This window comes from Anabaena sp. 54, assembly GCF_017355725.1.
GTDB lineage: Bacteria > Cyanobacteriota > Cyanobacteriia > Cyanobacteriales > Nostocaceae > Dolichospermum > Dolichospermum heterosporum.
This window is the reverse complement of the sequence record NZ_JAAVWA010000049.1, coordinates 1-25,919: the sequence shown is the minus strand read 5'-3', so window position 1 is coordinate 25,919 and position 25,919 is coordinate 1. Positions and strand designations below refer to the sequence as shown.

At 39.2% G+C, this 25,919-nt stretch carries 24 protein-coding genes and 1 pseudogene; 12 read left to right on the top strand and 13 right to left on the bottom strand.

Annotated elements, in window-relative coordinates:
- Positions 1–394 (top strand): annotated as a pseudogene (locus tag HEQ36_RS24780) (RRXRR domain-containing protein); the annotation flags it as partial.
- Positions 395–788: 394 nt separating this feature from the next.
- On the opposite strand, the gene HEQ36_RS24775 reads toward HEQ36_RS24780, so the two are convergent.
- Positions 789–1,658, bottom strand: coding sequence for a fructosamine kinase family protein (locus tag HEQ36_RS24775; protein WP_205748616.1), 870 nt, complete (start codon positions 1,656–1,658; stop codon positions 789–791).
- Positions 1,659–1,703: 45 nt separating this feature from the next.
- The gene (crtR, locus tag HEQ36_RS24770) at positions 1,704–2,585 is read right to left on the bottom strand and encodes a beta-carotene hydroxylase (RefSeq protein WP_053539351.1); all 882 of its coding nucleotides are present in this window, start codon (positions 2,583–2,585) and stop codon (positions 1,704–1,706) included.
- Between the two features lie 425 nt (positions 2,586–3,010).
- Between crtR and pyk the strand changes: the two genes are divergently transcribed.
- Entirely contained in the window at positions 3,011–4,780 is a 1,770-nt protein-coding gene (gene pyk, locus HEQ36_RS24765) for a pyruvate kinase (protein ID WP_053539350.1), read from the top strand.
- 147 nt (positions 4,781–4,927) lie between these two features.
- On the opposite strand, the gene HEQ36_RS24760 is transcribed toward pyk, so the two are convergent.
- Together HEQ36_RS24760 and HEQ36_RS24755 are read right to left on the bottom strand one after the other, a co-directional pair.
- The gene (locus HEQ36_RS24760) at positions 4,928–5,257 is read right to left on the bottom strand and encodes a type II toxin-antitoxin system PemK/MazF family toxin (protein ID WP_168636897.1); all 330 of its coding nucleotides are present in this window, start codon (positions 5,255–5,257) and stop codon (positions 4,928–4,930) included.
- Entirely contained in the window at positions 5,245–5,505 is a 261-nt protein-coding gene (locus tag HEQ36_RS24755; RefSeq protein ID WP_039200169.1) for an AbrB/MazE/SpoVT family DNA-binding domain-containing protein, read from the bottom strand. The genes HEQ36_RS24760 and HEQ36_RS24755 overlap by 13 nt, the downstream gene beginning before the upstream one ends.
- A 176-nt stretch (positions 5,506–5,681) precedes the next feature.
- On the opposite strand from HEQ36_RS24755, the gene HEQ36_RS24750 reads away from it, so the two are divergent.
- From HEQ36_RS24750 to HEQ36_RS24725, 6 genes are all read left to right on the top strand, one after another.
- On the top strand, positions 5,682–6,008 hold the full coding sequence (locus HEQ36_RS24750) for a hypothetical protein (protein WP_205748617.1): 327 nt from the start codon (positions 5,682–5,684) through the stop codon (positions 6,006–6,008).
- A 270-nt stretch (positions 6,009–6,278) separates the two neighbouring features.
- Complete coding sequence (locus HEQ36_RS24745) at positions 6,279–6,491, top strand: hypothetical protein (protein WP_152608813.1); 213 nt, start codon at positions 6,279–6,281, stop codon at positions 6,489–6,491.
- A gap of 371 nt (positions 6,492–6,862) precedes the next feature.
- A complete protein-coding gene (locus tag HEQ36_RS24740) occupies positions 6,863–8,197 on the top strand; it encodes a hypothetical protein (protein WP_053538738.1) in 1,335 nt (444 codons plus the stop codon).
- 375 nt (positions 8,198–8,572) lie between these two features.
- Entirely contained in the window at positions 8,573–9,265 is a 693-nt protein-coding gene (locus HEQ36_RS24735; RefSeq protein ID WP_168635304.1) for a DUF3800 domain-containing protein, read from the top strand.
- A gap of 49 nt (positions 9,266–9,314) precedes the next feature.
- Complete coding sequence (locus HEQ36_RS24730; protein ID WP_168635305.1) at positions 9,315–9,644, top strand: helix-turn-helix domain-containing protein; 330 nt, start codon at positions 9,315–9,317, stop codon at positions 9,642–9,644.
- Between the two features lie 35 nt (positions 9,645–9,679).
- Positions 9,680–9,907: a hypothetical protein gene (locus HEQ36_RS24725; protein WP_168635306.1), complete on the top strand. Its 228-nt coding sequence runs from the start codon at positions 9,680–9,682 to the stop codon at positions 9,905–9,907.
- 216 nt (positions 9,908–10,123) lie between these two features.
- Here HEQ36_RS24725 and HEQ36_RS24720 read toward each other — a convergent pair whose 3' ends face one another.
- The 7 genes from HEQ36_RS24720 to HEQ36_RS24690 form a co-directional block, all read right to left on the bottom strand.
- Complete coding sequence (locus HEQ36_RS24720) at positions 10,124–11,200, bottom strand: glucose-1-phosphate thymidylyltransferase (protein WP_027403925.1); 1,077 nt, start codon at positions 11,198–11,200, stop codon at positions 10,124–10,126.
- Positions 11,197–12,084, bottom strand: a complete 888-nt coding sequence (rfbD, locus tag HEQ36_RS24715) for a dTDP-4-dehydrorhamnose reductase (protein ID WP_168466155.1) — start codon at positions 12,082–12,084, stop codon at positions 11,197–11,199. Before rfbD ends, HEQ36_RS24720 begins: the two co-directional genes overlap by 4 nt.
- A gap of 130 nt (positions 12,085–12,214) precedes the next feature.
- Positions 12,215–13,510 (bottom strand): RNA-guided endonuclease IscB, encoded by a 1,296-nt coding sequence (gene iscB / locus HEQ36_RS24710; protein WP_290708663.1) that lies wholly within the window; start codon positions 13,508–13,510, stop codon positions 12,215–12,217.
- Positions 13,511–13,720: 210 nt separating this feature from the next.
- Positions 13,721–14,302 carry a dTDP-4-dehydrorhamnose 3,5-epimerase gene (rfbC, locus tag HEQ36_RS24705; protein ID WP_168635308.1) on the bottom strand — a complete coding sequence of 194 codons (582 nt, stop codon included), beginning with the start codon at positions 14,300–14,302 and terminating at the stop codon, positions 13,721–13,723.
- A gap of 343 nt (positions 14,303–14,645) precedes the next feature.
- Positions 14,646–15,299 carry a pentapeptide repeat-containing protein gene (locus HEQ36_RS24700; RefSeq protein ID WP_168466157.1) on the bottom strand — a complete coding sequence of 218 codons (654 nt, stop codon included), beginning with the start codon at positions 15,297–15,299 and terminating at the stop codon, positions 14,646–14,648.
- Positions 15,296–16,696: a DICT sensory domain-containing protein gene (locus tag HEQ36_RS24695; protein WP_168635309.1), complete on the bottom strand. Its 1,401-nt coding sequence runs from the start codon at positions 16,694–16,696 to the stop codon at positions 15,296–15,298. The genes HEQ36_RS24700 and HEQ36_RS24695 overlap by 4 nt, the downstream gene beginning before the upstream one ends.
- Positions 16,697–16,864: 168 nt before the next feature.
- On the bottom strand, positions 16,865–18,439 hold the full coding sequence (locus HEQ36_RS24690; protein ID WP_168635310.1) for a photosystem II high light acclimation radical SAM protein: 1,575 nt from the start codon (positions 18,437–18,439) through the stop codon (positions 16,865–16,867).
- A gap of 1,028 nt (positions 18,440–19,467) precedes the next feature.
- On the opposite strand from HEQ36_RS24690, the gene HEQ36_RS24685 reads away from it, so the two are divergent.
- Positions 19,468–19,863, top strand: a complete 396-nt coding sequence (locus tag HEQ36_RS24685) for a DUF1830 domain-containing protein (protein WP_053539337.1) — start codon at positions 19,468–19,470, stop codon at positions 19,861–19,863.
- A gap of 235 nt (positions 19,864–20,098) precedes the next feature.
- On the opposite strand, the gene HEQ36_RS24680 is transcribed toward HEQ36_RS24685, so the two are convergent.
- Entirely contained in the window at positions 20,099–20,509 is a 411-nt protein-coding gene (locus HEQ36_RS24680) for an AbrB family transcriptional regulator (RefSeq protein WP_053539336.1), read from the bottom strand.
- A 409-nt stretch (positions 20,510–20,918) separates the two neighbouring features.
- On the opposite strand from HEQ36_RS24680, the gene HEQ36_RS24675 reads away from it, so the two are divergent.
- The 3 genes from HEQ36_RS24675 to pyrR all read left to right on the top strand — a co-directional run bounded on the left by HEQ36_RS24675 (position 20,919) and on the right by pyrR (position 23,368).
- Complete coding sequence (locus HEQ36_RS24675; protein ID WP_039200160.1) at positions 20,919–21,362, top strand: RrF2 family transcriptional regulator; 444 nt, start codon at positions 20,919–20,921, stop codon at positions 21,360–21,362.
- Positions 21,363–21,432: 70 nt separating this feature from the next.
- Entirely contained in the window at positions 21,433–22,383 is a 951-nt protein-coding gene (gene cbiB, locus HEQ36_RS24670) for an adenosylcobinamide-phosphate synthase CbiB (RefSeq protein ID WP_168635311.1), read from the top strand.
- A 448-nt stretch (positions 22,384–22,831) separates the two neighbouring features.
- Positions 22,832–23,368, top strand: coding sequence for a bifunctional pyr operon transcriptional regulator/uracil phosphoribosyltransferase PyrR (pyrR, locus tag HEQ36_RS24665; RefSeq protein ID WP_039200174.1), 537 nt, complete (start codon positions 22,832–22,834; stop codon positions 23,366–23,368).
- 167 nt (positions 23,369–23,535) lie between these two features.
- Here the strand turns inward: pyrR and HEQ36_RS24660 are convergent, their stop codons facing one another.
- Positions 23,536–25,797 (bottom strand): type IV pilus secretin family protein, encoded by a 2,262-nt coding sequence (locus tag HEQ36_RS24660; RefSeq protein ID WP_168635312.1) that lies wholly within the window; start codon positions 25,795–25,797, stop codon positions 23,536–23,538.
- Positions 25,798–25,919 lie beyond the last annotated feature (122 nt).

Genomic DNA, 25,919 nt, shown 5'->3' with positions numbered 1-25,919 from the left:
TTTCCGTTCACAATTATTCTCAAAAAATCCTGTCCTGACTCCCCAGTATCGTCCCTAAGACTAAAGATTGATCCTGGGGCAAAATTCACGGGAATGGCATTAATTAATGATTCAACTGGCGAAGTTGTATTTGCCGCTGAATTAAAACATTTCTGGCTTTGCAATTAGAGATGCTTTAACTTCTAGAAGTCAATTAAGACGTTCTAGACGTGCCAGAAAAACTCGTTACAGACAACCAAGGTTCTTGAATAGAACCCATCCAGAAGGATGGTTAGCACCGAGCTTACAAAGTCGAGTTGAAAATATTGAAACTTGGGTTGAAAGATTGCATAAACTCGCACCAATTAGGGCAATTAGTCAAGAATTAGTCAGGTTTGATATGATTATGCTCCAATGATCCGGTTTGCGCCCAGCATAAACCAGATAATGAGCAAGAGGAGCGTTTTTTACATGGTGCTGCTTGTCATGGGTGTTTACTGATTGCGGAAACATCTTGCGAACGGCGTAATGAATTTCTTGACAGGGCATTGGTAGTTGCTACTGTTGAAGGAACAGGAGCAGAATTCTTTGAGGATAAAGGAGGATGAAGAGTTTTCTTAACCTCAGTCGTCCAGCCCTGGTTAATTTAGCAACGGCTTTGGTGGCGATCGCTCTTCTACTTCCTAACAGCTAATTTAGCAATTTCAGAAAGTGGAGAAAATGGACTACAAAAGTTTTTCTCGGAGCGACACAAAGTAATACGAAAATTGCCAATCACTCAAAATCATCCCCATCAAATTAATAATAGTTCAGACCTTTAAAATTTTCTCAATCATCCGATTAGCTTGGGAACTATAACTACCACCAAACAAATTAAAATGATTTAAAACATGATACAGATTATATAATGTTTTTCTGGTTTCATATCCTGTATGTAAAGGATATATCTCCTCATAACCTTGATAAAAAGTTGGCGGAAAACCTCCAAATAATTCTGTCATAGCGACATCAACTTCTCTATCACCAAAATAAGTTGCAGGATCAAATATTACTGGTTCACCCTCAACCGTAAAACCTGCATTTCCTCCCCATAAATCCCCATGTACTAAAGCCGGTTGAAGTTGATAATTTGCTAATAATTCGGGAATAGCTGCTAATAGTTTTTCTGCTAATGGAAAACTACCGCCGCGTTTTTTTGCTAACTTAAATTGATAACCTAAACGGTGCTGAATATAAAATTCAATCCAAGAGTTAGAAAAATTGTTAATTTGCGGTGTAGAACCAATAGTATTATTAATATCCCAGCCAAAACCTTGATTACTGGTAGTTTTGTGCATTGCTGCCAATTTGCGTCCCATTTCTTGCCAAGACTTATGGTTACCAGTGGTCATCTCTAGCCATTCCAAGACAATATAGCTAGAATTGCCTGTAGTTCCCCAACAGATTGGACCAGGAACGCGGATAGTTCCTGTGGTGGACATTTGCTGTAAACCAAGCATCTCTGCTGCAAACATTGAGACTTGAGAAGCTTGATTTAGTTTAACAAAGTAAGTCAATTGGCGATCGCTAATAGCAAAACCCTGATTAATACACCCACCACTAATGGATAAATGCTGCTGACTAACAAATTTTTCGCCAGTAACTTGGCTAATACGGGTATCAATTTCCGTCCAAATCATAAAACCTGTAGGGGCGGGGTCTCCCCGCCCTCAATATTACTAAATTCAGTGATGAAGATGAATACCTATGAAGATATCATAGACAAATTCCAAAAAGTCCTGCTTCTGCAATAACCCGGAAGTTTGCGGACTGCCTTTTTCGTCTAATAATGGCTTCATCAAATAATAAGCTGGCTGGTAATTATACCAAGGAATCGAAGGCCAAAGATGATGAATTAAGTGGTAATTCTGCCCCAAAATTAGGATATTGAGAACCTTGCCAGGATAGACGCGGGCGTTTTTCCAGCGATTTCTCTCAACAAAAGGACGGTGAGGTAAATAATCAAAAAATAACCCCAAAGTTATTCCTACCAAGAAAGCGGGAATAAACCAAAAGTTAAGAATATAGCCCAAAAAATGATATTGGACAGAAATATAAACAATAGTAATGATAATTAGGCGACTAATAAACCATTCTAGTAGTTCATAATTACGCCATAACCGTCTTTGAAAGAAAAATACTTCATGGTACAAAAATCTCACCGCAATTAAGAACAGGGGACCACCTGTAGAAACATAATGATCTGGATCATCTTGGGGATGATTAACATTACCATGATGCTGTAAATGTACTCGTGTAAATACTGGAAAAGCAAAGGCTAGAATCAAGGCACTACAATGGCCTAACATAGCGTTAACAATTCGATTGCGATGGGCAGATTGGTGACAAGCATCATGAATCACCGTTCCTGAACAATGTAGCGCTAGAGTATTGACACTAAAACACAACCAATGCGGCCATTCCCAAAGCCAATACCCAAAGTTAGACAAAACTAACATCATCACCACAACTAAAAACATTAATAGCGTGGGATTAAAATCACCAGGAGGTGATAAAAGTTCTTTGGGGGGAATTGTCAGTGGCTTTTGTGCCTCCGACGTGATCATTCTTAACTCCTTTCATAATCAATCTTTACGGATCATACTATTAATCTTAGTGAAGAGTAAAGTTATGTAAAGCAAGATTTATCCAGAGTTGTGGTTAAGAATGTGTAAATAAGGCTATGATTCTTGGCTAAAGCAGTGCTTTGAGACAAAAAACTTTCTGAGGAGAAAGTGGCCGATCAGATTAGTGTACGATATCAAAACTATACCATGATTAGCTCTCTAACTGCTTATAACATTGATATAGTAGTGACCCAAAAGAGAGAGTCTGTTTAATTCATAACCATTTGCAAAAAGATGGCGATCAATGGAAAAATGATTTGCTGATACAGTCAGGTTTTCATGATCCAAAATCTCAGATCTTAAATGGTATGAGAAAAGATGACGATAAATTCCCAGGTAGATCCCCAAAATTTTGAACCCAGCCCATGACGCAATTAAGAGATTCTCAGCGCCGAACTAAAATTGTTGCTACTATCGGACCTGCTACCAGCAGTCCAGAAATGCTGAAAGGGATTATTGAAGCGGGTGCAACAACACTACGGCTCAACTTTTCCCACGGAACTCATGCTGACCATCAGCGCAGTATTCGATTAATTCGGCAAACCGCTTTTGAACTGAATAGACCGGTAGCAATTCTGCAAGATTTACAGGGTCCGAAAATTCGCTTGGGGCGGTTTGAAACTGGTTCGATAATTTTAGCAAAAGGCGATCGCTTCACATTGACAAATCGCCTCATAGAAGGAACACAGGAAATAAGCTGTGTTACCTACGATTACTTAGCCGAAGAAGTCCCCGTCGGTTCAAGTATCCTCCTCGATGATGGCAAAGTCGAAATGGTAGTGGAGGAAATTAACCGCGAAAAAGGCGATTTACATTGTCGGGTAACAGTTCCAGGTAAACTTTCCAACAACAAAGGTGTTAACTTTCCGGGAGTTTACTTATCCATCAAAGCCATGACCGACAAAGACCGCGAGGATCTGATGTTTGGTTTAGACCAGGGAGTTGATTGGGTAGCCCTTTCCTTTGTCCGCAACCCCCAGGACATTATCGAAATTAAAGAACTAATTTCCAGCACCGGCAAGAATGTCCCTGTAGTTGCCAAAATCGAAAAACACGAGGCCATTGAACAAATGGAAGCAGTTTTGTCTTTATGTGATGGGGTGATGGTTGCCAGAGGTGACTTAGGGGTGGAACTACCGGCGGAAGACGTACCCGTGCTACAAAAACGGCTCATTGCCACAGCAAACCGCCTGGGAATTCCCATTATTACCGCTACCCAAATGCTAGATAGCATGGTCAGCAACCCCCGTCCTACCCGTGCAGAAGTATCCGATGTTGCCAACGCCATTTTAGACGGCACAGATGCGGTCATGCTGTCCAATGAAACCGCCGTTGGTAGTTTTCCCATAGAAGCTGTAGCCACTATGGCCAGAATAGCCGAACGGATTGAACAAGAGGAAACCCTGAACACCAATTCCCGTCTATCACGAGATAAAAGGCGTTCTATTCCCAATGCGATTAGCCAAGCTGTTGGTCAAATTGCTGAGAATTTGGGCGCAGCGGCAATTATGACTTTGACACAAACCGGGGCTACAGCCCGCAACGTTTCTAAGTTTCGCCCGAAAACGCCAATTTTAGCCATTACACCTCATGTTAATGTAGCCCGACAGTTACAGATGGTCTGGGGAGTTAGACCGCTGTTGGTGTTAGAACTACCTTCTACAGGTCAGACATTCCAAGCCGCTATTAATGTCGCCCAGGAAAAAAACCTCCTCACTGAAGGTGATTTAGTGGTCATGACCGCTGGTACGCTTCAGGGGGTTTCTGGGTCAACGGACTTGATTAAGGTAGAAATAGTCACTGCTGTACTAGGTCAAGGCATTGGACTGGGACAAGGTTCTGTGAGTGGTCGCGCTAGGGTAGTTCATAATGCCATGGATGCCAGTAACTTTAACCCTGGAGATATTTTGGTAGCATCCCGCACTGGTGTTGATTTTGTGGAAGCAATTCGCAAAGCCGGGGGGATTATTACTGAAGAGGAAAGTCTCACCAGTCACGCCGCAGTTATTGGTTTACGTCTCGGTGTACCAGTAATTGTAGGCGTAAATGATGCGACACAAGTAATTAAGGATGGTGCAATTTTGACTTTGGATATACAGCGGGGTTTAATTTACTCTGGTGTGGTAGGAACTTAAACAATTAAAAATTCAAAAAAAATAATTTTGGATTTTTAATTTTTGGGTTTTGAAAACAAGCTACGGTGCAGACTTCTGAGATGGTGTAAAGGGGTTTTTTCACGCAGAGACGCAAAAGGCGCAAAAGGCGTTTTCTGCGTCTTGATTTTATTCAGCGAAAATTTCCGCTAAGATATCCAAAACGGCTTTTTGTTCTTCTGTGGTAATTTGACCTAGAAGTTTGATTAGTCGAGTTTTATCTACTGTGCGAATTTGGTCAAGTACAATTTGCCCTTCTTTTCCTTGAAATTGACAGGTCACTCTTGTGGGGTATGGTTGCCCTTTTGTTGTCATTGGTGCAACTATTACGGTAGAAATATGATGGTTGATTTCGTTGGGTGAGATTATTAAGCAAGGGCGTGTTTTTTTAATTTCACTGCCAATGGTAGGATCAAGATTAACTAGGAAGACATCAAATCTGTTGACTACCATTGCCATTCATCTTTATCCCATTCTGTTGTGTTGATATCATCTAATAAGATATCATCGCCTTTTTCTGCCATTTCTATAAATGCTTTTTCCCAACCTTTTCTGACTTGTTCAACTGGGCGAATAATGAGATGATTTCCTTGAACTTCTATTTCTACTTCCGAGTTAATTCCACTTTGTTCTAATAGGGTTTTGGGGATGCGTAACCCTTGAGAATTGCCGATTTTGACTATTCGGGTTTTGATTACTGTACCCATTTTTTGTAATTGCGGATAGGGTGGTGATTACATTGTAATTACAAAGATGGGAATAGTCAAGTACCTTTTAACTGTAATGTCTTGTGTAGTGTTGATTTTGATTGAGTTTCACGCAGACAAGTGAGAATGTGTTATTTTATTTATTTTACAGTAAAATCTCAATCAAAGATAAAAATATGACAGACTATATGACTAAAACTGAATTTGCTAAACGTTTTGAAACTTTTCAAAATTCACCAGAAATGGAAATTTATAAGAACTTACTAGCTTTGAAAGCGAGCTTTCGTGTTTTCAACGGAAACTTTAATGAACTCCAAGAATATCTAGAGCATCTCAAAACACCAAATGAGCCTTTAGTTAAGTATTCTTACAATAAAAGAGAAAATATAGAAGCTTTAATAGATGAAAGTTCGAGGTTATTTCATAACTTCCTTTCATCTGCAAAATCATTAGTAGATCATACAAGAGTAATTGTTAATAGATTAGAGACTTCCAAGAAATAAATTATCCTAAGAAACGAACCACAGAGGCACAGAGTACACAGAGAGAGAATTTCTGCATCAGTTTTGGGACATTTTTTTATTTGGAAGTCTCTTATATCCGGCAGATCATGAATTTAATCAAGAGTATCAAAATATCAAAATAAGCTTCAAGCAGATTTAGCAAATCATCCTATCCAAAAGTTCATACAAAATTTACGTAACTACACTCAACATTACACTTTACCAATACCTGATTTACAGATTGCTTTTGGAGAGGATATGAAATTCACTATGCAGATCGATACTAAGGAGCTACTAAAGTGGAAGAAATGGGGGGACTCAAAACCATATTTAGAAAATCTCGGAGACAGTTTTTCACTTGTAGATTTAGCTAATGAATATTATCAAATAATTCAAGATTTTTATGTATGGCTAACTGAGAGACAACATAATATTCATCAACAAGACTTAGAAAATCTTAAAAATATGCAAAAAGACCTCTAATATACAAGATTGGGTTGAGTAACAAAACCTTACATAATTAAGTTTTTGAGCAATTTCCCTAATCTTCTTCTCACGACCAGCAATTCTCATTTTGAGAAAAATAAAGTATTAGCCCCGATTTTGGAATTCAAAATATAGTACAAAGTAACTATTTTTTAGCCATTGCCTCTGGCTAAAAAAACAGTCGGGTTGAAAAATAAGTATGAATACTCAATAAACTAGAGAGATTGCTTGACAACGAATGGGGAAAATCCAGTTTATCGTTCGGGTTTTAGAATAGGGAATCCAAGGGAAATAAAAATTTATAATTGTTGTCAGATGATGTAAAATCGGTGAGTTAAAAATCTGATAGTGCATCAAATTACTCAAACATGACTCCAAAGACAGCGACACTAGAAATTCCTGAATTAATGCAATTTTTACGTCAACAATTACATGATTTACCTGATGAAAGAAAACCTGGAAATAATACGAAATATCAGGTAGAAGACGCAGTGATGGCAGCATTTTCAATCTTTTTTACGCAGTCAGCGTCTTTTTTAGAGCATCAAAGATTAATGAAAAGCAATAAAGGAAAAGATAACGCAGAAAGTTTATTTTCAATTAAGAAAATCCCCTGTGATAATCAAATAAGAAATTTGTTAGATCCAGTTCCAGCCGCTACTATCTTTATGACTTTTCAAGAAGTCTATGAATGGTTAAATAAAAATGGAGTTTTGAAAAAGTTTGTCTATTTAGATGAAGAAATTTTAATCGCTTTAGATGGGACAGAATATTTCTCATCTAAAAAAATTAGTTGCCCTCATTGTAATTGTCGTAATCATCGAAATGGAACTACAACTTATTTTCATGGCTGTGTCACACCCATTGTAGTTTCTCCTAATCAAAAACAAGTAATTAATTTAGAACCAGAATTTATTAAAAAGCAAGATGGGCATCAAAAACAAGATTGTGAAAATGCAGCGGTTAAAAGATGGTTAAACAAGAATCATCAAAACAAGTATGGTTATGCTGCAACTCTTTTAGGGGACGACTTGTACTCTCACCAACCTATTTGTGAACTAGCTCTAAAACAAGGTTATAATTTTATTTTTGTTTGTCTGGAAGCGTCGCATAAAACTGTATATGAATGGCTAGACTTCTTAGAAAAAAGTGGAGAAGTTGCAACCGTTGAAACCAAACAATGGGATGGACGAAAAAATTTAATTTATCGTTATCGTTATGCTTCTAGAGTTCCCTTAAAAGATGAAGACTCCAGTCTCGAAGTTAATTGGTGCGAAGTAACTGTTATTAATGAAAAAACACAGAAAATCATCTACCAAAATAATTGGATTACTAATCATAAGATCACTGAAAATAATGTTGAAAAAATTGTCAAGGCTGCACGCAGCAGATGGAAAGTTGAGAATGAAGGGAATAACATTCTTAAAAATCACGGTTATAATTTAGAGCATAACTTTGGTCATGGAGAAAATCATTTGTGTGAGTTATTATTGTCTTTGAATTTATTAGCTTTTTTATTTCATACTGTTTTAGATTTAGTTAATTATACCTATCAGAAAGTTCGTGAGTTATTAGTAACCCGAACTTCTTTTTTTAATGATATGCGTAGCCTATTAAAATTTATTTGGTTTAAAGATTGGTCGGATTTTTTCTCATTTATTCTCAGGGAATATGTCCCATTTAAAAAAATAAATTCTGGTTGAAAAATGTCAATATATTGAAAGAGGAGGAGAAAGTTATTTATTCAAAAAACTATAAATTTGCTTAGAATTTCAGCTAGATTGGTAAGTTGAAATCAATTCTTCATGTCTAGATTTTTAAAGATTTTTAAAACCCTATCTATCTCCAGCGTCGGATGATAATTATCTATTAAAAAAGAATAATTTAATACAGGGTTTACACTTAAATTAAGAGAATTTTATCTTATTTTTTTCAAAATGAGAATTGCTGTCTCACGACACCAAAACTAGATTGAGATGCTATAATATAGATGGCAGTCAAGAGGTCTGACTTTTTCGGATCGCGGTAGCAAGGTCTACCCTTGACTGATTTTTATTGTCTAAGGATACATAACAGCCATGTACTTGCTGTATGCAGATGAGTCAGGCACTACCCATGACCTAAACCAGCAATATTTTGTACTGGCTGGATTTTGTATATTTGAACGTCAAGGCTATTGGATTTCTGATCAGCTTGATAAAATTGCTGCTAGATTTGACCCCGCAGATCCTTTATCAGTTGAATTACACGGTAGTCCAATGCTAAGTGGTAGAGGAAAGTGGAGAAGCTATTCTAAAAGTGATAGAGAGAAAGCTATTGAAGATATTTTGCAGGTTTTTTTACAGTCACACCCAAGTAACAGATTATTTGCAAGTGTTATTAAAAAGACTTTAGTATCTCCAAAAGACCCTGTTGAGGTTGCATTTGAACAACTTGCTAGTAGATTTGATAGATATTTGATAAGGCTTCATAAACATGATAATACACAGAGAGGTATTATCATTTTTGATAAATCTACGTATGAAACAACCATTCAATCTTTAGCAACTGATTTTAGAACTATTGGCTACAGTTGGGGTGTAATCAGAAATTTTTCTGAAGTACCATTATTTTTAGACTCAAAAGCTTCGAGATTAATTCAACTTGCTGATATAATTGCTTACGCCATTTTTAGGAATTTTGAAAAGGGAGATAGTAGATTTTTTTCTATCATTCAGCAAAGGTTTGATTCTGAAGGTGGTATAGTTCATGGATTACATATCCTGCAATAAATTTCAAGAAATTGATATGCAAATCCCTGTAATTGAGTAATTAAAGTAGATGCACAATTACAATACAGAAAAGATTGAAATAAAAACCAGTAGCGGTAACGTATTTGCTGATTTAGATTTACCCAACCCAGAGGAAATGCTAGTAAAAGCAGAACTTGCACGTAAAATCAGTAATGCTATTATTGCACGTCATATCACCCAAGCAGAAGCGTCCGAATTATTAGGAATTGATCAACCAAAAGTTTCTGCTTTAATGAGAGGAAGATTTACAGGTTTTTCTCTAGAAAGAATGTTTAGATTTCTCAATACTTTGGGAATTGATGTAGAAATTACAGTCAAACCTAAATTGAGAGATAATGCACGGATAACAGTAGTTTAATTTGCACTCATTCAAAGTCAAAATTCAAGGAAATTATGACTACATCTATTTCTGATCAAATTATTCAACAATTAAACATAATACCTCAAGACTTGCAATATCAAGTCCTGGAATTTGCCCGCAATTTAACAAAATCAAAAATCAAAGGTGTTCCCGGTGAAGAATTACTAAAGTTTGCCGGTTCAATACCCAAAGAAGACTTACAGCTAATGAGTGAAGCAATAAAACAAGATTGTGAAAAGGTTGACTTTGATGAATGGTAGATACTTACTCGATCTCAAACTCTCATTCCTCTGTGTTCTCTGTGTTCTCTGTGGTTCGTTTTTAGTAACTTGTGCGTAAGTCCTAAAGATAAAAAGAAATAATCATGACAGAAAATATTGATATAAAAGCCAGTTCTAGCAAAGTATTTATAATATTACTAAAACCAGCCTTTTTATGGAATATTGGTACAGTATCTAAAATGATACCTATTTTCTTTAAGTTAATTCAATTTGCGAATCATCACCAATTAAAAACCGTAATGCTTTAGGACGACGAGGGGCTATACTTAATTGGGCGCGTTGTCCAATTAAACTATCAATAATTCGTTGTTGAATACCCGTAATTTTAGCACCTTCTAAAACTACACTATGTTCTAAATCCGTTTCTATCAGGGTTGAATTATCGGCAATACTACTATAAGGACCGATAAAACAGTTTTCTAAATAACAGTTATTACCAATGATCACAGGTCCGCGAATTGTACAGTTGGTAATTTTAGATCCAACGCCAATTTCCACTCTTCCAGTAATCTGGGTTGTAGAGTCAATATCACTCAGAATTGATTTTGTTAAATAGGTATCAAGAATGAGACGGTTAGCTTCTAATAAATCATCTTTTTTACCTGTATCTAACCACCAACCGTCAAGATTACAGGCTAAAACTTCTTTTTCTTGATCTATTAAACATTGAATTGCATCAGTAATTTCTAATTCTCCTCTAGCTGAAGGTTTAATCAGAGAAATTGCCTCATGGATAACTGGTGAAAAGAAATAAACCCCTACCAATGCTAAGTTTGAAGGCGGAATTTTCGGCTTTTCAATTAATTGTAATACTCTGCCTTTTTCATCTACCTTTGCCACACCAAAAGCGCTAGGATTTGTGACTTCCCGTAACAGAATTAAAGCATCTGGTTGTTGTTGAGTAAATTTATCTAAAAATGAACTCAAATCACCTTGTTGAATTAGGTTATCACCTAAATACATGGCAAAGGGTGAATCTTTTAAAAAAGGACGGGCAACCTGGACAGCTTGTGCTAATCCTGCCGGTTTTTCTTGTAAAATATAGGTAATATTAACGCCGAACTTTTCACCATTTCCGGTTTTACTCTTGACTTCTTCCCCGGTTTCTGGGCTGATAATAATACCAATATCAGTAATCCCTGCTGTAGCCATTTCTTCAATGCCGTACCATAAAATTGGTTTGTTGGCAACGGGTACAAGTTGTTTTGCTCCTGTATAAGTTAATGGGCGTAAACGAGTACCTTTTCCACCGGATAAAATTAGGGCTTTCATAGAGATTTTTCTTGTAATTCTTTTAACATTAATCTGAGTCCTTGTCGCCAATGAGGAGAATAAGTTCCCAAGACTTTGGATATTTTCTCACAAGCTAAGACAGAATAAGCAGGACGTTTTGCTGGTGTAGGATAGTCGGGAGTGGTAATGGGGATAATATTTTTGATGGTGAGGGGGAAACCGAGTTTTTCTGCTTCTTCAAAGATAGCTATGGCGAAGTCATACCAACTGGCTACACCACTATTTGTATAGTGATAAATTCCCGCAGTTTCTAATGTTAATTGGGGGATAATTTGGGTAATTGCTAAGGCTATATTTCGCGCCCATGTAGGACTACCAATTTGATCGGCAACTACTCTAACTTCCGGTCTTTCAATACCTAGTCGTAACATGGTTTTAACGAAGTTGCTTTTTCCATAAGTTCCATAAACCCAGGCTGTACGGAGAATTATATGTTGAGGGCAAATATTTTGAATTGCTATTTCTCCGGCTAATTTTGTTTGTCCATATACGCTCAATGGATTGGTAATCTTGTTTTCTTGATAGGGATAATTACTGTTACCATCAAATACGTAATCTGTGGAAATATGAATTAAAAAATTTCCTAATTTTTGACTTTCTTCAGCAATAACTTGGGGGGCTATAGTATTAATTATGTGAGCGATTTCTGGTTCACTTTCGGCTTTGTCTACTGCGGTGTAAGCAGCAGCGTTGATAATTATTTCGGGTTGGGTTTCTCTGATAATTTGGCGTAAGTTTTCAGGTTGAGTTAAGTCTATTTGCGGACGCGCAACTGTTATAACTTTGTAGTTGGATGAAAGGGTATGTTGTAGTTCTGTTCCAACTTGTCCGTTACTACCTATTAATAATATTGATTTATTCATCTAAACCTCCAGGAGACCCCCACCAAAACTGTACTCAGTTTGGTGATGGGAGGAATGGAGGGTTAATTGTGAAACGTCCCTTGAGTAATTTTGTGCGCCAGCACAAACAATGAAAGGGACAGTTGAGCAATTAACAAATCTTTGATTTTCCATATTCGTAACCGTCCTTTTTGTGAATTGATTTACAGTATTTGTAAGAGATACCTTGAATCAGTCCAGATGTTGTTGAGATATTGAAACTACCGCTAGTCCTCACCGCTACTCGTCCGATATATGCCCCAATCTTTTTACCTTTTGTGACAACAGCTTTGACAATGTCTCCGGTTTGAAAACCATTAACAAATTTGAACCTGGGGACATATCTAGAAGGAAAACCGTACTTGTCAGTTCGGCAAGATTGTCTAGTGCCGTGACCATTAGCTGTAATTAGCAATGGCTTAACACCTTTGATATTGAGAATTGGAGTTGACTGACCAACACAAGCTGCATCAATCCAGTGCGTTTTCTCTAGATTTTGCTGACTTCTATTGAACTTTGTTAACCCTCCTGAACCTGTTTCTACAGGTAATCCAGTCGCTTTGACAACGAATAGTAATGCCAAGCGAGTCGTGTTTACTGCCGCTGCATCAGCCAGTGGTCTTTTAGCTTGCTCCAAGATTTTTTCTAACTTTGAACGGTCTTTTTTGAGGAAATCTTTGATGTCTTTCGTGCCTTTTTTAGTGTTACATTTTTCACAACTTAAAGTGAGATTTGTAATTGAATTACTACCACCCTTGGCTCGTGGATGAATATGCTCTACTTGAAAAGGAACGTCTTTCACTCCACAGTAGGCACATTGTCTACCCCACTTTTCTAGTAAGTATTCTCTGCTTTCGTAACCAGCTAAAGTTCCCTGTTGATATTCCTTACCTTGAATATCAGGATTAGCCATTAACTGCATATCAAACCTGACTAATTCTTGACTAATTGCCCTAATTGGTGCGAGTTTACGCAATCTTTCAACCCAAGTTTTAATATTTTCAACTCGACTTTGTAAGCTCGGCGCTAACCATCTTTCTGGACGGGTTCTATTCAAGAACCTTGGTTGTCTGTAACGAGTTTTTCTGGCCCGTCTAGAACGTCTTAATTGACTTCTAGAAGTTAAAGCATCTCTAATTGCAAAGCCTCTATGTTTTAATTCAGCAGCAAATACAACTTCGCCAGTTGAATCATTAATTAATGCCATTCCCGTGAATTTTGCACCAGGATCAATCTTTAGTCTTAGGGACGATACTGGGGAGTCAGGACAGGATTTTTTGAGAATAATTGTGAACGGAAACTGTCTAAATATTGCTGCTTTTTTGTTTCTCAATAACTGTCTAGCCTGTGCTGGATTAATTGGGTCTAGTGGTCTTTTTTCAGTGTCTAAAACAAATACTTTGGACATAATATTTTGCTCCAAAGAGCCTCCTTGCGGGTAATGTTAGCTTTGACAATGTTAGAGGTCGGTAACTATCTTAAAAGCACTGGTTTAACCCTTAAGCCTGTTTAACTTTTAAGTTCTAGAGCAGGGAACTAGCTACGCATCCTCTGGTAGGTCTTTAACTCTTACCTCTAACGTAGTTCGGTTAAGAACTGAGTCTGGTCAACTAGGCTTTTACAAGCCCTCACTTACCCGAAGGGAAGTGATGGGTGGTTGACAAACTTCGGCGTTTTTGAAAGTTGGAGCGTTGCTATCTTTAGCTGATAAAATTGGGGGTGTTTTCAGAGGCCAATCTATAGCTAAATCTGGATCATTCCAAAGTATAGCGCGATCGCCTGCTGGTGTATAATAATCTGTAGCTTTATACAAAACTTCGGCAGTTTCTGAAAGCACGAGAAAGCCGTGAGCAAATCCTGCTGGTATCCACAATTGGCGTTTGTTTTCGGCGCTGAGTTCGTAACCTACCCATTGTCCAAAGGTGGGCGAGTTTTTTCTCATGTCTACTGCGACATCAAAGATTTTACCAACAATGGCGCGAACTAATTTACCTTGAGGTTGGATGATTTGGTAATGTAAGCCTCGTAGCACATTGTATTCAGATTTTGAGTGATTATCCTGGACAAAGTTGGCTGTAATTCCCAGTTTCTCTGTGAATGTTTTTTGATTGTAGGACTCTAAGAAAAAGCCCCGTGAGTCTTGGAAAACTTGGGGCTCGAGGAGAAGGATATCAGGAATAGAGGTGGAGATAATATTCATTGAACTATTAAATCTCGGAAATAACACTCATAACAATATCATTATTTCCTAATCCGAGAACCAAAAGAAACTATATAGCACTTCCGGCATTGGTGAATGAAAGTATGAATTTATCAGGCTTCGCCCCGCTTCGCTAACACGCAGAGGCGCAGAGTCGCAAAGAGTAAGAATTTGAGACATGGAATTTTTGATTTTCATGCCTTAATCCAGCAACGCCGCATTTCCTAGTCGGCTGAGGTACAAATTTATCTGCGTTTATCTGCGTCCATCCTCTTTTATCTGCGGTTAATTCTTTTTTCGGTGTAAAGTTACTGTATCTGTCGCTGTTTCTACCCCCTAATTATTAATTTCGTCCTGCGACGGTACTAGCTTCCAAAACTGTTCCCCGCAAACACACCCGATCTAAATTTGCTCCATTTAACTTCACTGCATCTAATTCAGCACAGAGTAAATTAGCTCCGGTTAAATCAGCCCCTGCTAAATTTGCTGCTCTTAAATCTGCTTCTTCAAGATTCGCTTCAATTAGTACAGCACCTTGCAAATCTGCACCGCTTAAATCTGCACCTTTGAGATTAGCTCCCGTTAAATTTGCACCTCGTAAATCTGCACATCGCAAGTCAACACTCTGCAAATTTACACCATGCAAATTAGCACCACTTAAAAAAGCACCCGCTAAAGAGGCATCGTTGAGGATTGCTCCCATCAAGTTACTACCCCGTAAGTTGCTACCACGTAAGTCCGCACTTGTCAAGTTAGCCTGCATTAAGTTTGCACCCATCAGGTTAGCCCGCAAGTCGGTTTCTTGCAGATTAGCCCCCATTAAATTTGCACCTTCAAAATGACCACCCTCTAATTTAGAACCAGTGAAGTCAGTCCCCACCAGTTTAGCCCCTGTTAAATTTATCTTCCTTAAATCTAGGTGAGATAGATCCTCATCTTCTAAATTTACACCGGGGAGTTGTTTGTTTTGCCCTAATCTAATGGTTTCTATATTCATTTGCTGTACACTGAAATCTGCTCACTACTTTTGCTGTCGGCATCCCAACGGGAGTCAAGTAACCATAAACCGCTGCTGACCTTGGGTGTCATTATCGGTAAATCAAGCCCCTGTTGTAAACCCATCACTAATAAACCTAATGTATCTACAAGTTTAGGATCAAAGCGGGTAGATTGTTGTTTTCGACACTGATCTAGGGCTTGAGTAAATATCTCTGCTTCTCCTTTGCTGGAGTATTTATACTGATTGACTTGTAGCTGAAATTCTGCTATCAATGACAAAATTCGTGATTCTAAAGGAATATCATCACCAGCTAAACCGGCAGGTTCGCCTGTACCATTCCACCATTCGCTTTGGTGAGTGATAATTTGGGCGATCGCTCGTAGTCGTGGCATGATTCGTAATGCTTGCGCTCCTGGGATGAGGGGACAAGCCAGAGGACAACTAGGAGATTGTTCTTGATAAGCTGTTGTTATATGAGTGGGACTAATCAGGCTTTCGGCTTTTTGCAGTTGGTCTAAGCGATGCAAGAGAGCAGCTAGGCGTAATCTTTTAATTTGCCATGCGGGTAAATCTAATAATTGCCCCATTGTTTCAACAACAGATGCTACTTCTGATGCGGCTACAGGGTTACGGCTATCTGCTAGATCAATCAACTGTGCCATCCGCAAAAATGCCTGAATTTCGTTAGATACCAAGTTACGATCTAGAAATTTTTGGTGGGATGCGGTGAGCACAGGTAAGTTACCTTGTCCGGTTTTGAGGTAATCAACAACACGAGAGACAACGGTAGCTACTTCTTCGCCTGGACAGATAGCTGGGTGAATTGCTTGTTTATATTGACTCAGTTTGAGCGCTAGTTCAGGATGATAGTCTTGAATGTGAGCGATCGCTAACTCTGCGGTTTCCTCCACCAATTCCGGTTCAAATGTCCATAAACCATAGAATTTACGCTCTAAATCGCAAGTTGGCAACCCATCTTTCCCATAGTCAGCTTCAGATAACTCTTGACAAATTACCATAGCCGTGTAATCGGGAGCTAGAATAATCAAGTGCCACTCCTGCGCCACAGGATCATCAGCAGCTAGTCCCACCAAATCAATGTTAGGTAATTGACCGGTCGGATGTTCAGCAAAACCAGAATCAGCCGTTGCCATAATGACAATTTCCCGGCTGTGTTTTGCGATATCTGCGTATCTTTGAGCCTCTTCCAGATACCATTTACCCTGCTGGAAAGCCGTAATCACAAAAGGATCATTATCTTTCGTTAAAATATGATCTTCCAAAGCATGACAAAGAGACACTAAGGTATTTTTATAGTACACGCCAAAATGAATAGGTCTAGCACTATGGCGGTGAGATGCTTCTAACTGTTGGAGAATTGAACCTTGTAACATGGAATTAATTGGGGATTTCCGATAATACGGCTTATAAGCCGCGTCTACACAGGCAAAACCCACCTGCGTGGGTTTTATTTCAAACCCTTAATTTTTAATTAGTCCGCGCAGGCGGACTTTGTTTGTGTAGCCGTGATTTCTAATCACCTGGGCTAATCGCCAGGAGTTTTAAGATACGCTTGCCAACTGTTTATCTGGTTTTTCTATGGGTGCAGAAAGTGCATCTTCCAAATCAGCACAACCCAATTTGGCTTCTAAAATATCCATCACTTCTCGTCCGAAGTCATTGGGATTTTGTCGCCAAGCTTGTAAGCAAACCGCACCAAAGAAAGAACCTAATGGTTCAGGATTCCAGAGGAGTTTTTTGGCTGTCCAAGGCATTAAACTCATAGGATCATAACCAGGCTTGAGAATACCCTCTTTAAAGGCATATTCTTCTAAATGGGTATGGGGTTGGAGTCCAATGAAGAAAATAGCAGGTTCAACTTTATCAGCCCCAAAAATCCGTTCTAGTTCGCGGTGATAGGCAATAGTTTGACGAATAGTTTCGGGACGTTCATCAATCACATTAAAGGAGTAGTTAACAGAAACTACATCATTGAAACCGGCGGATTTTAAATCACGACAATTTTGTAAAACAGTCCGCAAATTATAACCCATTCGCATTTTGCGAACCAGTTCTTGAGAACCGCTGGTAATCCCGATTTCAAAATAATTCATGCCTGTTTTTACCATTAACTCACACAATTGGGGTGTTAAGTTGTCGGCTCTGATGTATGCTGCCCAATGGATATCCGACATTCCCGAATCAACGATTTTCTGGAGAAGTTCTACAGCATCATCAATGAATTTCCGGGCGGGGATAAATTGAGCATCTGTAAACCAAAAGTTGCGAATACCCCGGTTATATAATTCTCGAATTTCTGCTACAACTTCATCACTAGGGTTAATGCGGACTTGTTTACCTTCAACTACTGTATAAACACAGTAACAGCAATTATGGGGACAACCGCGTTTGGTTTGGACACCAATATAAAAGTCCTGTTCTTGCAGGTAATAATTAAATTCCGGCCAAATAGTTTCGATGTAATCGTAATTACAAACTGTTTTTTCTAGGGGTGTGGGTTGTTCATGAATTAGCCGTTGACGCGGTTTATTTTCTCCCACTACATAACAGCGTTCATCCTGAAAATCTTCACCCTTGAGTAGTTTTGTGAGTAGGGTTTCTCCTTCACCGACGGAAATAATTGTTCCGGGCGGTAAGCTTTTACCCAACTGTTCATAAAATACGCTAACTGCACCACCACCTAAGACTACACGGGCTTGAGATTGATATTTTTGGGCGCGTTTTAAACCCCGTTTAACTAGTCCCAAATTGCGCCATAATTCTACATAATAAGCAATAAAAATTCTCAACCCGCCCAAAGCACCACGCAATTTTATAAACGGGTTTTTTGCGTAGTAGAATTCAAAGGCGTTTTGGAGAGGATTGCCGCCCCGTCCACCCACTGGGGCGTAAATTTGAATATCTCGCCAGGAAAAGACTAGTAGGGTGGGTTGAAACTCATCAATACATCGGTCTAGGGCGGAAGTATAATCTAGGGGGGGGATTGTGCCTAAGTCAAAAATCCGCTGTTCGGCATGGGGAAATAATTTGTGGACATGATCGGAAAGATAGACAACCCCAATAGGAAAGATAGGGTTACAGGGAAGGCGAACGTAGAGGATTTTAGTTGCGTTCATACGTGGTTTAACTGTAATGCTTGCCGTAGTTGAGAAAAAGACTAGAGGAATTTTGAATTTGCTGCTGACTGGACTAGCATTATCTTTGACATTTCAGTTGTTTTGTGCTATGCAAAAACTTTTGCCGTTAGTGATCAAAGTGAATGTGAAAACTGCACTGCATAAAATTTGCTTGTTATATATAGATGGGATTTATGAACGAAATTTTCATAAAACCTCGCGATAAGTGGGAAACTCAGTGTCTTCAGATCTGAAGGGGAAACGACTCGTGCGGTTTTAACTGCCTTGAATTTAATATTTCTTTTCTTCATTACCGCCTTGGAGTTGAAAAATTCGGGGTACTCTTGTAATGTACTTTCAACGGGACAATTACCGATTCAAACTCTCCAACTCTGTACGCATAATGTTTTGCTCCAAAGAGCCTCCCTTACGGGGTAATGTTAGCTTCGACCTGTTATAAGAGCTTTTTAGACTTGCAACACTGTTTCAGTGACCTTAAAACTGTTTAATTGCAAATGACAGAGCAGAGAACTAGCTTCGCATTCCGGGGTGTCGTGACTCAAATAACGGCTACCATGAGACTAAGCTCAGGGTGGTCTGGTCAGCACAGCTTGCTTGATTACTCTTGCAAGCCCAGTCCCTTTAGGGCTGGGTTACTGACATACATTCACCATAACATCGAGTTTATGAATTTAGCGATGATTTTTTATGGTAATTCTGGAGATAGATGCAACAGACAATTCAACTTACCAGATGGTAAATTTTGGCGGTAACAGGGTGAAATTCTTAGCTGTAAATCCTTTACAGTAATTCTAGCGTAAATAAAAATGTAGCTTCTCATTTATCGTCTATTTTGTTACGTAAATACAGATTTATTTACAAAATTTTTATAATCTCTATATATCTTTAGATAGAAATAATGCAGAAACTTGCAGTTGGTAGTCGCAGTTACAGTAACCGGGGATCATCGGGTGTTAGCTTTACTGATGTAATGTAAAATTGTGGAGCAAATAAGCTCTTCAGCAGTTATGGCTCAGATATTAGATCCTCTACCACCGGAGCATTCGGGGAAAATTCTCTGCTGCTACGTCAATGCCACGAGTAAAATCCAGGTGGCGCGTATCTCCAATATTCCTAACTGGTACTTTGAAAGGGTTGTCTTCCCTGGACAAAGGCTGGTGTTTGAAGTGCCTCCAGAAGGACAAATGGAAGTTCATACTGGGATGATGGCAAGTGCGATTATATCAGATACAATTCCGTGCGATCGCCTGATCATCCATGAACCTAGCTATGATGAGAGACAAGACAACTTATCTCCAGAGATAAATTCTAGTAGTAGTAATCCGATTAAGTCGGAAATTAATAAAAAAATTGTAGATACGACAAAATCTTTACAACCGGTTAAATTGGCATCTATTGATTAAAAACACAATGTTGCTCAATATTGGGGTTGCTGAATTCAGCAGCCTTTTTTATGTGGGGTTGGCTGATAGCGTGACATTAGCCATCCAAGTTTTTTGCAAGGCATAGGAATCAGGATTTATCACTATTAGCTGTTGCCTGTTCTGCCAATTTTGGTAATCAGTCAGTTATTCAGCAGTCAGGGTTAAAACGCAACCACTGACAACTGACAACCTACAACTAACTAATGAATATTCATTAAGCTGTAGCTTCTACTTCGGCATCTTCTGTGGATTCCAAATCTACTTGCCGCAGTCGAATATGCTTTTTCCCTAAAGTAATGACAAACTCATCCCCAGGCTGAAGATTCATCTGTTTTGTGTAAGCTGCACCGATTAATAAATTGCCATTTTGTTGGACACTAATTCTATAGCTGGCACTGCGTCCACCACGTCCATTAGCACTAGGTGAACTATCCAACTGAATACCCTCCGCATCAATTAGGGCATTCAAGAATTTCATCATATTGACGCGCTCTATACCATTTTTGGTAATGGTATAGTAGCCACACTGTTTAGCTTTGTCGTCTTTGCTGATGGCTTCTAGCTCTTTAACTTTTTTGAGCAGTTCTTCGCCGACGAGGGGTTCAATTTTTTTCTGTTTAGGCATCAACTTAGGTCGAAAATGAATTTTTGAAGTTGTCAAGTGGATTTTATTTTAGCCGACATTGAACTAATAGGAACATAATCCTTTAATTTTGGGATCAGCCTAGCCAAGTATATTACACTCATAGCCAAAATTGTTGCACTATTATCAATTTTGTTAAAAAATTATAGGAAATATAATTACGATGATGTTGATAGCTACTATAGATATAGCAATAGTCAAGAAGATATCAATTTATTGATGTAGGCAGGGAAGGGGGAACAGGAGAAAATAGCTCTTAGATGTGTAATGAATTTTTTCAAGCATCAAATGGGAGTCTTATGTAGTATTGTTATTTGATTTGCCAAATTATCAAATCAGGTAGGGACGAGGAAAGAGAGATTGGGAAAATAAAATTCATGATAACTGCTATATGAAACTAACGACAAGAGGACACTATAGTGTGAAAGCATTGCTAGATTTGAGTTTACGTCCAAAATATGGACCTGAATCTGTCAGAGCGATCGCCAAACGTCAAAATATTCCTGCTCCCTACCTAGAAAAACTACTCATCGAAATGCGTCGAGCAGGATTAGTTACATCAATTCGTGGTAGCGATGGTGGATACAAACTAGCCAAAAAACCGGCACTTATATCTATCGGTCAAATTTTAGAAGCAGTTGGTGAAAATATTACTAACTTACCCTTAAATAATCCCACACCTACTCAAACAGCAGATTGGGTAACATCCAGCCTCTGGAACAGACTCAACCAAAAGCTAAAAGAAGCCTTGTACAATATTACCCTCGCAGACCTTTATTATGATGCCCGTAGTTGGCAAGCATCTCAAGGAGAAGAAACCAATTTTGTAGTTTAGTGAAGGAGTCAGGAGGTAGGGGCGCAGGGCCTGCGCCCAGTCAGGAGTCAGGAGAAAGAAGGAAGAATAAATGACATCTGCTGTTTTGGTTTTCGCTGCCTTGTTAGATTACTTAATAGGAGATCCCTGGGGTTGGCCTCATCCCGTGCGAGTCATGGGATGGGTAATTTCTCGCTTGAGTAAACTCGCCCTCCAATATTGTCAAAATCCTCTTTCTCAACGTCTCGCCGGCATTTTCTTAGGGATAATTGTGATAATCGGTAGTGGTTTGGTGGGTTGGATAATAGTTCAAGTCGCCAAATGGGTACATCCATTTTTAGGAATTGCCGTAGAAAGTATTCTTATAGCTAGTTGTTTTGCTTTCAAAAGTTTACGAAATGCAGCAATGGAAGTTCTGCAACCTTTAAAAAATGGAGAATTAGAACCAGCGCGACAGGTTTTAAGTAATTACGTCGGGAGAGATACAGCCAATCTTTCCGCAGCAGAAATTCTCAGAGCAGTTTTGGAAACCGTCACCGAAAATGCTACCGATGGCGTAATGGCTCCTCTTTTTTATACTATTATTGGTGCATTCATCCCCATCATTGGTGCTGTCCCTTTGGCTTTAGCATATAAAGCTAGTAGCACTTTAGATTCAATGGTCGGTTACAAGGAAGCACCTTATACTTATCTTGGTTGGTTTAGTGCGCGGTGGGAAGACGGTTTAACTTGGTTGCCTTGTCGGTTAACAGTGATAACCTTATCATTATTATCCTTGCAACCTGTAAAAGTTTGGCAAATTTGTCGCCGGGATGCCATCAAAGATCCCAGTCCCAATTCTGGTTGGAGTGAATGCGCTTATGCTGCGGTTTTAGGTGTGCAAATGGGAGGCATAAATTGGTATCGTGGAATAGCTAAAGAGAAACCACTTTTAGGAGATCCTATTTATCCCATTACGCCAGATTCTATTGATCAAGCTTTACAACTAACCCGATATGCGTTTTTACTATGGTTAGGACTAGCAATATTTTTAATACCTTAGTTATCTCCTTATCTCGTTCCCAGTCTCTGACTGGGAATGCTATCACAGAGGCTCTGCCTCTACTATTATTGAAGGCAGAGCCTTCTAGCATTCATTCCCACACAGAGTATGGGAACGAGAAAGCTCTGCCTCTGCTGTTATTGAAGGCAGAGCCTTCTGGAATTCATTCCCATACAGAGTATGGGAACGAGAAACGAGAAATCACCAATTTATCTCGTTCCCAGTCTCTGACTGGGAATGCTATCACAGAGGCTCTGCCTCTACTATTATTGAAGGCAGAGCCTTCTAGCATTCATTCCCACACAGAGTATGGGAACGAGAAAGCTCTGCCTCTGCTGTTATTGAAGGCAGAGCCTTCTGGAATTCATTCCCATACAGAGTATGGGAACGAGAAACGAGAAATCACCAATTACCAATTACCTATCACCTATCACCAATTACCAATCTTATGTCTACTAAAGTAGTTGAAATTCTCTCATCAGAAGAACTGCGTCGGACATTAACTCGAATGGCTTCTCAGATTATAGAAAGAACACGAGATTTATCTCAGTTGTTACTTCTGGGTATTCACACTAGAGGAGTACCATTAGCTTATTCATTAGCTCGTCAAATAGAAATCCTCGAAGATGTCAACGTTTCTGTAGGCTCTTTAGATATTACATTTTATCGTGATGATCTTGATAAAATTGGCTTGAGAACTCCAGAAAAAACCGATATTCCCTTTGATTTGACCGGAAAAACAGTGGTACTTGTAGATGATGTCATTTTTAAAGGTAGAACTATTCGTGCTGCTTTAAATGCCGTGAATGAATATGGTAGACCAGAGGTAATTCGTTTAGCTGTATTAGTAGATAGAGGTCATCGGGAGTTACCAATTCATCCAGATTTTGTTGGTAAAAAGTTACCCACAGCGAAAGAGGAAATTGTCAAAGTTTATCTACAAGATAGTGATGGACGAGACGCTGTGGAGTTAATTAGTAATTGAAATTAACTTTTTTAGACAATTAAATATAAGATGGGCAGGCTAGAAGCCCACCCCACAATTAATATTTTAATCTTGTGGGGTGGGCATCCTGCCTGCCCTAGTCAACAGGGATACCTTATTTACTTCTCCCATAAATCGGGTATTTGGAAACAATCACCAAGAACTAACTAGCGAGGCTGAACCTTCAACCCCCGACGCTCTAAGATTTGCCGTACCTGGGGACTAGGTGTGTAATTATAACCGTAAGCAGAACGCTCTGAGTCATCCATAATTTGAGGTGTGAGTAAGACAATTACCTCTCTGCGTTCATTAGTTCTATTGGACTTTCTAAACAGCGAACCTAGTAGAGGAATATCACCTAAGATAGGCAGTTTAGAAACAGTTGTCCGGTCTGAATCTTGAATAATACCTGAAAGAATCAGTGTTTGACCGTCTCGCAAGCGAAGTTGACCAGATGCCAGACTTCTTGAAGCTAACAGGGTAATATCACCATCAGGACTACTTGTTGTCCCAGCCAGAGAAGACACAGTAGGGGCAACAGACAAAGAAACAAAACCATTATCATCTATTCTTTCTACTTTCACTGTCAGGGTTAGCCCCGCATTCTTGATGATAGGTTCTCTCAGGAGATTCGTTATTTTAATTCCCCCGTACACTTCTGACGTTAAAGCGACTGTTGCGTTCTGTCCCTCTTGAACAATTAGGGTGGGGTCTGTCAAAATTTTGGCATTGCCACTTGTAACTTGTGCTGTCAAACTAGCCAGAAACTTTTTAGGGAACTGGTATAATTTTGGTAGTTCGTATGTGATTTCAGTAGGAGTAATTGCTTTAACACCTGTTACTTCTGGATTAGAGCTTGCACCTGCTGTAGGATTACCTGTACTGGAATCTCTTTTGTCCAGAAAAATGTTAGCACTGCTAAGTGGATTAGTTGTAATAGGTGTTTCGGTAACACTACTTGCTACTTCACTGCCTGTAGCTGGTCGAGAACCACCAAAATTGAAAGTTGCTGCACCACCATCACTGGTAAAGTAGCTATTACCAAGACCAAAAGAAAAACTAGAGTTAGAGTCTTGAATACCTAAAAGGTTGACATCAATAATTTTGACGTTCACTACCACTTGGCGACGACGGACATCAAGCTGTACTAATTGAGATACTGCCATTTCCACCATCTTAGGATTACCAATCAATGTCACAGAATTGGTGCGCTCATCTCCTGAAGCTTGTAATCCTCTCAATAAAGGTGTTGAATCTTGATAAGTAATCCGTTGAGTTTCGACTTTTGTTTCTGTGGTTGTTTGAGTTTGGGTAATGGGAGCTACTCCAGTCCCAACAGTTACAGCATTGACACTCGTAACCAATCTTTCTCGGCTCACGGCACTTTCTGCACCCAAAGCCACCAAGAAGTTTAAAGCAACTCCCACTGTTACCTGATTTAGTCGTAAACTCCGCATGACAGTATCACGGGTGGAGTTAGGTAATTTAGTCCCGACAAAAATTGTCCGTCCCGTGCGGTTAGCTTCTAAAGCACTCAACCGCAGTACATAGTTAAAGACATCTTGCACAGGTTCGTTTTCTATATCCAGAGAAATTGTTTGAGAAGTCTTTGTTGCATCCGCACCCTGTGTTTTTTCTGCTTCACCACCGATATAAACTACGTTTAAATTAGCAGCCCGCGCTAACAGTGATAAAACCTCTCTCACAGGTGCATCACGTAATACCAAGCGGGGAACTCGTTCTTGAGTACCTAAATCAATCACGGTGGGTGATGTATCAATATTTGATTGAGTAATATCTCCTACTGGTGGAGCGACGGCTCTGGGTAAAAAAGGAGGCGCTTGGTTATAAGGTTGATTTGGTCCTGCGGATTGGGCAATTTTACCGTCAATGGTGACTTGGGGATTAGGGACTAGGACATCTGGAGGGTTACCTGGTTCATCGGGTTTAGATTCAGGTGTGGTAGCTGGGGCTGCTGATACTTTTTCTATGGGCTTAGTGGCGGTTGATGCTGTTGAATTTGTGGTGGTGGTAAAGCCAAGGGTAAGATTATTATCCTTTCGCATGACGGGCTGATTGCTGGGTGCATCATCAACACCTGTGACTATTACCCGAATGCTATTAGCATCTAATTGTTTAACTTCAATAATCTTGATTCCCGGTGCGGGGTTTTCTTGACGGAAGTTATCACCTTTGGGTAGACGCAGTTGGGCATTAATTACATCTGCAATTAAGGATTTATCTTTTTTAGTTGTAAATACTTGGGGACGATTGCCGGCAGCAGTTTTTAAAATAACACTGATTCCGCCCTCAATGGGATTGAGTTTGACATCAGTAATTTGTGTTAATTCTGCTAGGACTGGTTGGGCGGCTAAGAGTACACAAGCCGCTGCACTTGATACGAAAACACTATTATGAAACTGTTTCACAGTTCATTCCTCACATAAAATAAAAGTCTAAATTGTCACGTATAGCAGGGAACAGGGAACAGGGAACAGGGAACAGGGAACAGGGAACAGGGAACAGGGAACAGGGAACAGGGAACAGGGAA

What these genes read in the sequence shown, in the direction of transcription:
- pyrR (WP_039200174.1), top strand. Translation starts at nt 22,832, where the DNA reads ATGTCTACTAAAGTAGTTGAAATTCTCTCATCAGAAGAACTGCGTCGG.
- rfbD (WP_168466155.1), bottom strand. Translation starts at nt 12,084, where the DNA reads ATGAATAAATCAATATTATTAATAGGTAGTAACGGACAAGTTGGAACA.
- iscB (WP_290708663.1), bottom strand. Translation starts at nt 13,510, where the DNA reads ATGTCCAAAGTATTTGTTTTAGACACTGAAAAAAGACCACTAGACCCA.
- HEQ36_RS24685 (WP_053539337.1), top strand. Translation starts at nt 19,468, where the DNA reads ATGGCTCAGATATTAGATCCTCTACCACCGGAGCATTCGGGGAAAATT.
- HEQ36_RS24680 (WP_053539336.1), bottom strand. Translation starts at nt 20,509, where the DNA reads ATGCCTAAACAGAAAAAAATTGAACCCCTCGTCGGCGAAGAACTGCTC.
- HEQ36_RS24720 (WP_027403925.1), bottom strand. Translation starts at nt 11,200, where the DNA reads ATGAAAGCCCTAATTTTATCCGGTGGAAAAGGTACTCGTTTACGCCCA.
- HEQ36_RS24740 (WP_053538738.1), top strand. Translation starts at nt 6,863, where the DNA reads ATGACTCCAAAGACAGCGACACTAGAAATTCCTGAATTAATGCAATTT.
- HEQ36_RS24695 (WP_168635309.1), bottom strand. Translation starts at nt 16,696, where the DNA reads ATGTTACAAGGTTCAATTCTCCAACAGTTAGAAGCATCTCACCGCCAT.
- crtR (WP_053539351.1), bottom strand. Translation starts at nt 2,585, where the DNA reads ATGATCACGTCGGAGGCACAAAAGCCACTGACAATTCCCCCCAAAGAA.
- HEQ36_RS24775 (WP_205748616.1), bottom strand. Translation starts at nt 1,658, where the DNA reads ATGATTTGGACGGAAATTGATACCCGTATTAGCCAAGTTACTGGCGAA.
- HEQ36_RS24760 (WP_168636897.1), bottom strand. Translation starts at nt 5,257, where the DNA reads ATGGCAATGGTAGTCAACAGATTTGATGTCTTCCTAGTTAATCTTGAT.
- rfbC (WP_168635308.1), bottom strand. Translation starts at nt 14,302, where the DNA reads ATGAATATTATCTCCACCTCTATTCCTGATATCCTTCTCCTCGAGCCC.
- cbiB (WP_168635311.1), top strand. Translation starts at nt 21,433, where the DNA reads ATGACATCTGCTGTTTTGGTTTTCGCTGCCTTGTTAGATTACTTAATA.
- HEQ36_RS24750 (WP_205748617.1), top strand. Translation starts at nt 5,682, where the DNA reads ATGACAGACTATATGACTAAAACTGAATTTGCTAAACGTTTTGAAACT.
- HEQ36_RS24690 (WP_168635310.1), bottom strand. Translation starts at nt 18,439, where the DNA reads ATGAACGCAACTAAAATCCTCTACGTTCGCCTTCCCTGTAACCCTATC.
- HEQ36_RS24735 (WP_168635304.1), top strand. Translation starts at nt 8,573, where the DNA reads ATGTACTTGCTGTATGCAGATGAGTCAGGCACTACCCATGACCTAAAC.
- HEQ36_RS24755 (WP_039200169.1), bottom strand. Translation starts at nt 5,505, where the DNA reads ATGGGTACAGTAATCAAAACCCGAATAGTCAAAATCGGCAATTCTCAA.
- HEQ36_RS24730 (WP_168635305.1), top strand. Translation starts at nt 9,315, where the DNA reads ATGCACAATTACAATACAGAAAAGATTGAAATAAAAACCAGTAGCGGT.
- HEQ36_RS24700 (WP_168466157.1), bottom strand. Translation starts at nt 15,299, where the DNA reads ATGAATATAGAAACCATTAGATTAGGGCAAAACAAACAACTCCCCGGT.
- HEQ36_RS24675 (WP_039200160.1), top strand. Translation starts at nt 20,919, where the DNA reads ATGAAACTAACGACAAGAGGACACTATAGTGTGAAAGCATTGCTAGAT.
- HEQ36_RS24725 (WP_168635306.1), top strand. Translation starts at nt 9,680, where the DNA reads ATGACTACATCTATTTCTGATCAAATTATTCAACAATTAAACATAATA.
- pyk (WP_053539350.1), top strand. Translation starts at nt 3,011, where the DNA reads ATGACGCAATTAAGAGATTCTCAGCGCCGAACTAAAATTGTTGCTACT.
- HEQ36_RS24745 (WP_152608813.1), top strand. Translation starts at nt 6,279, where the DNA reads ATGCAGATCGATACTAAGGAGCTACTAAAGTGGAAGAAATGGGGGGAC.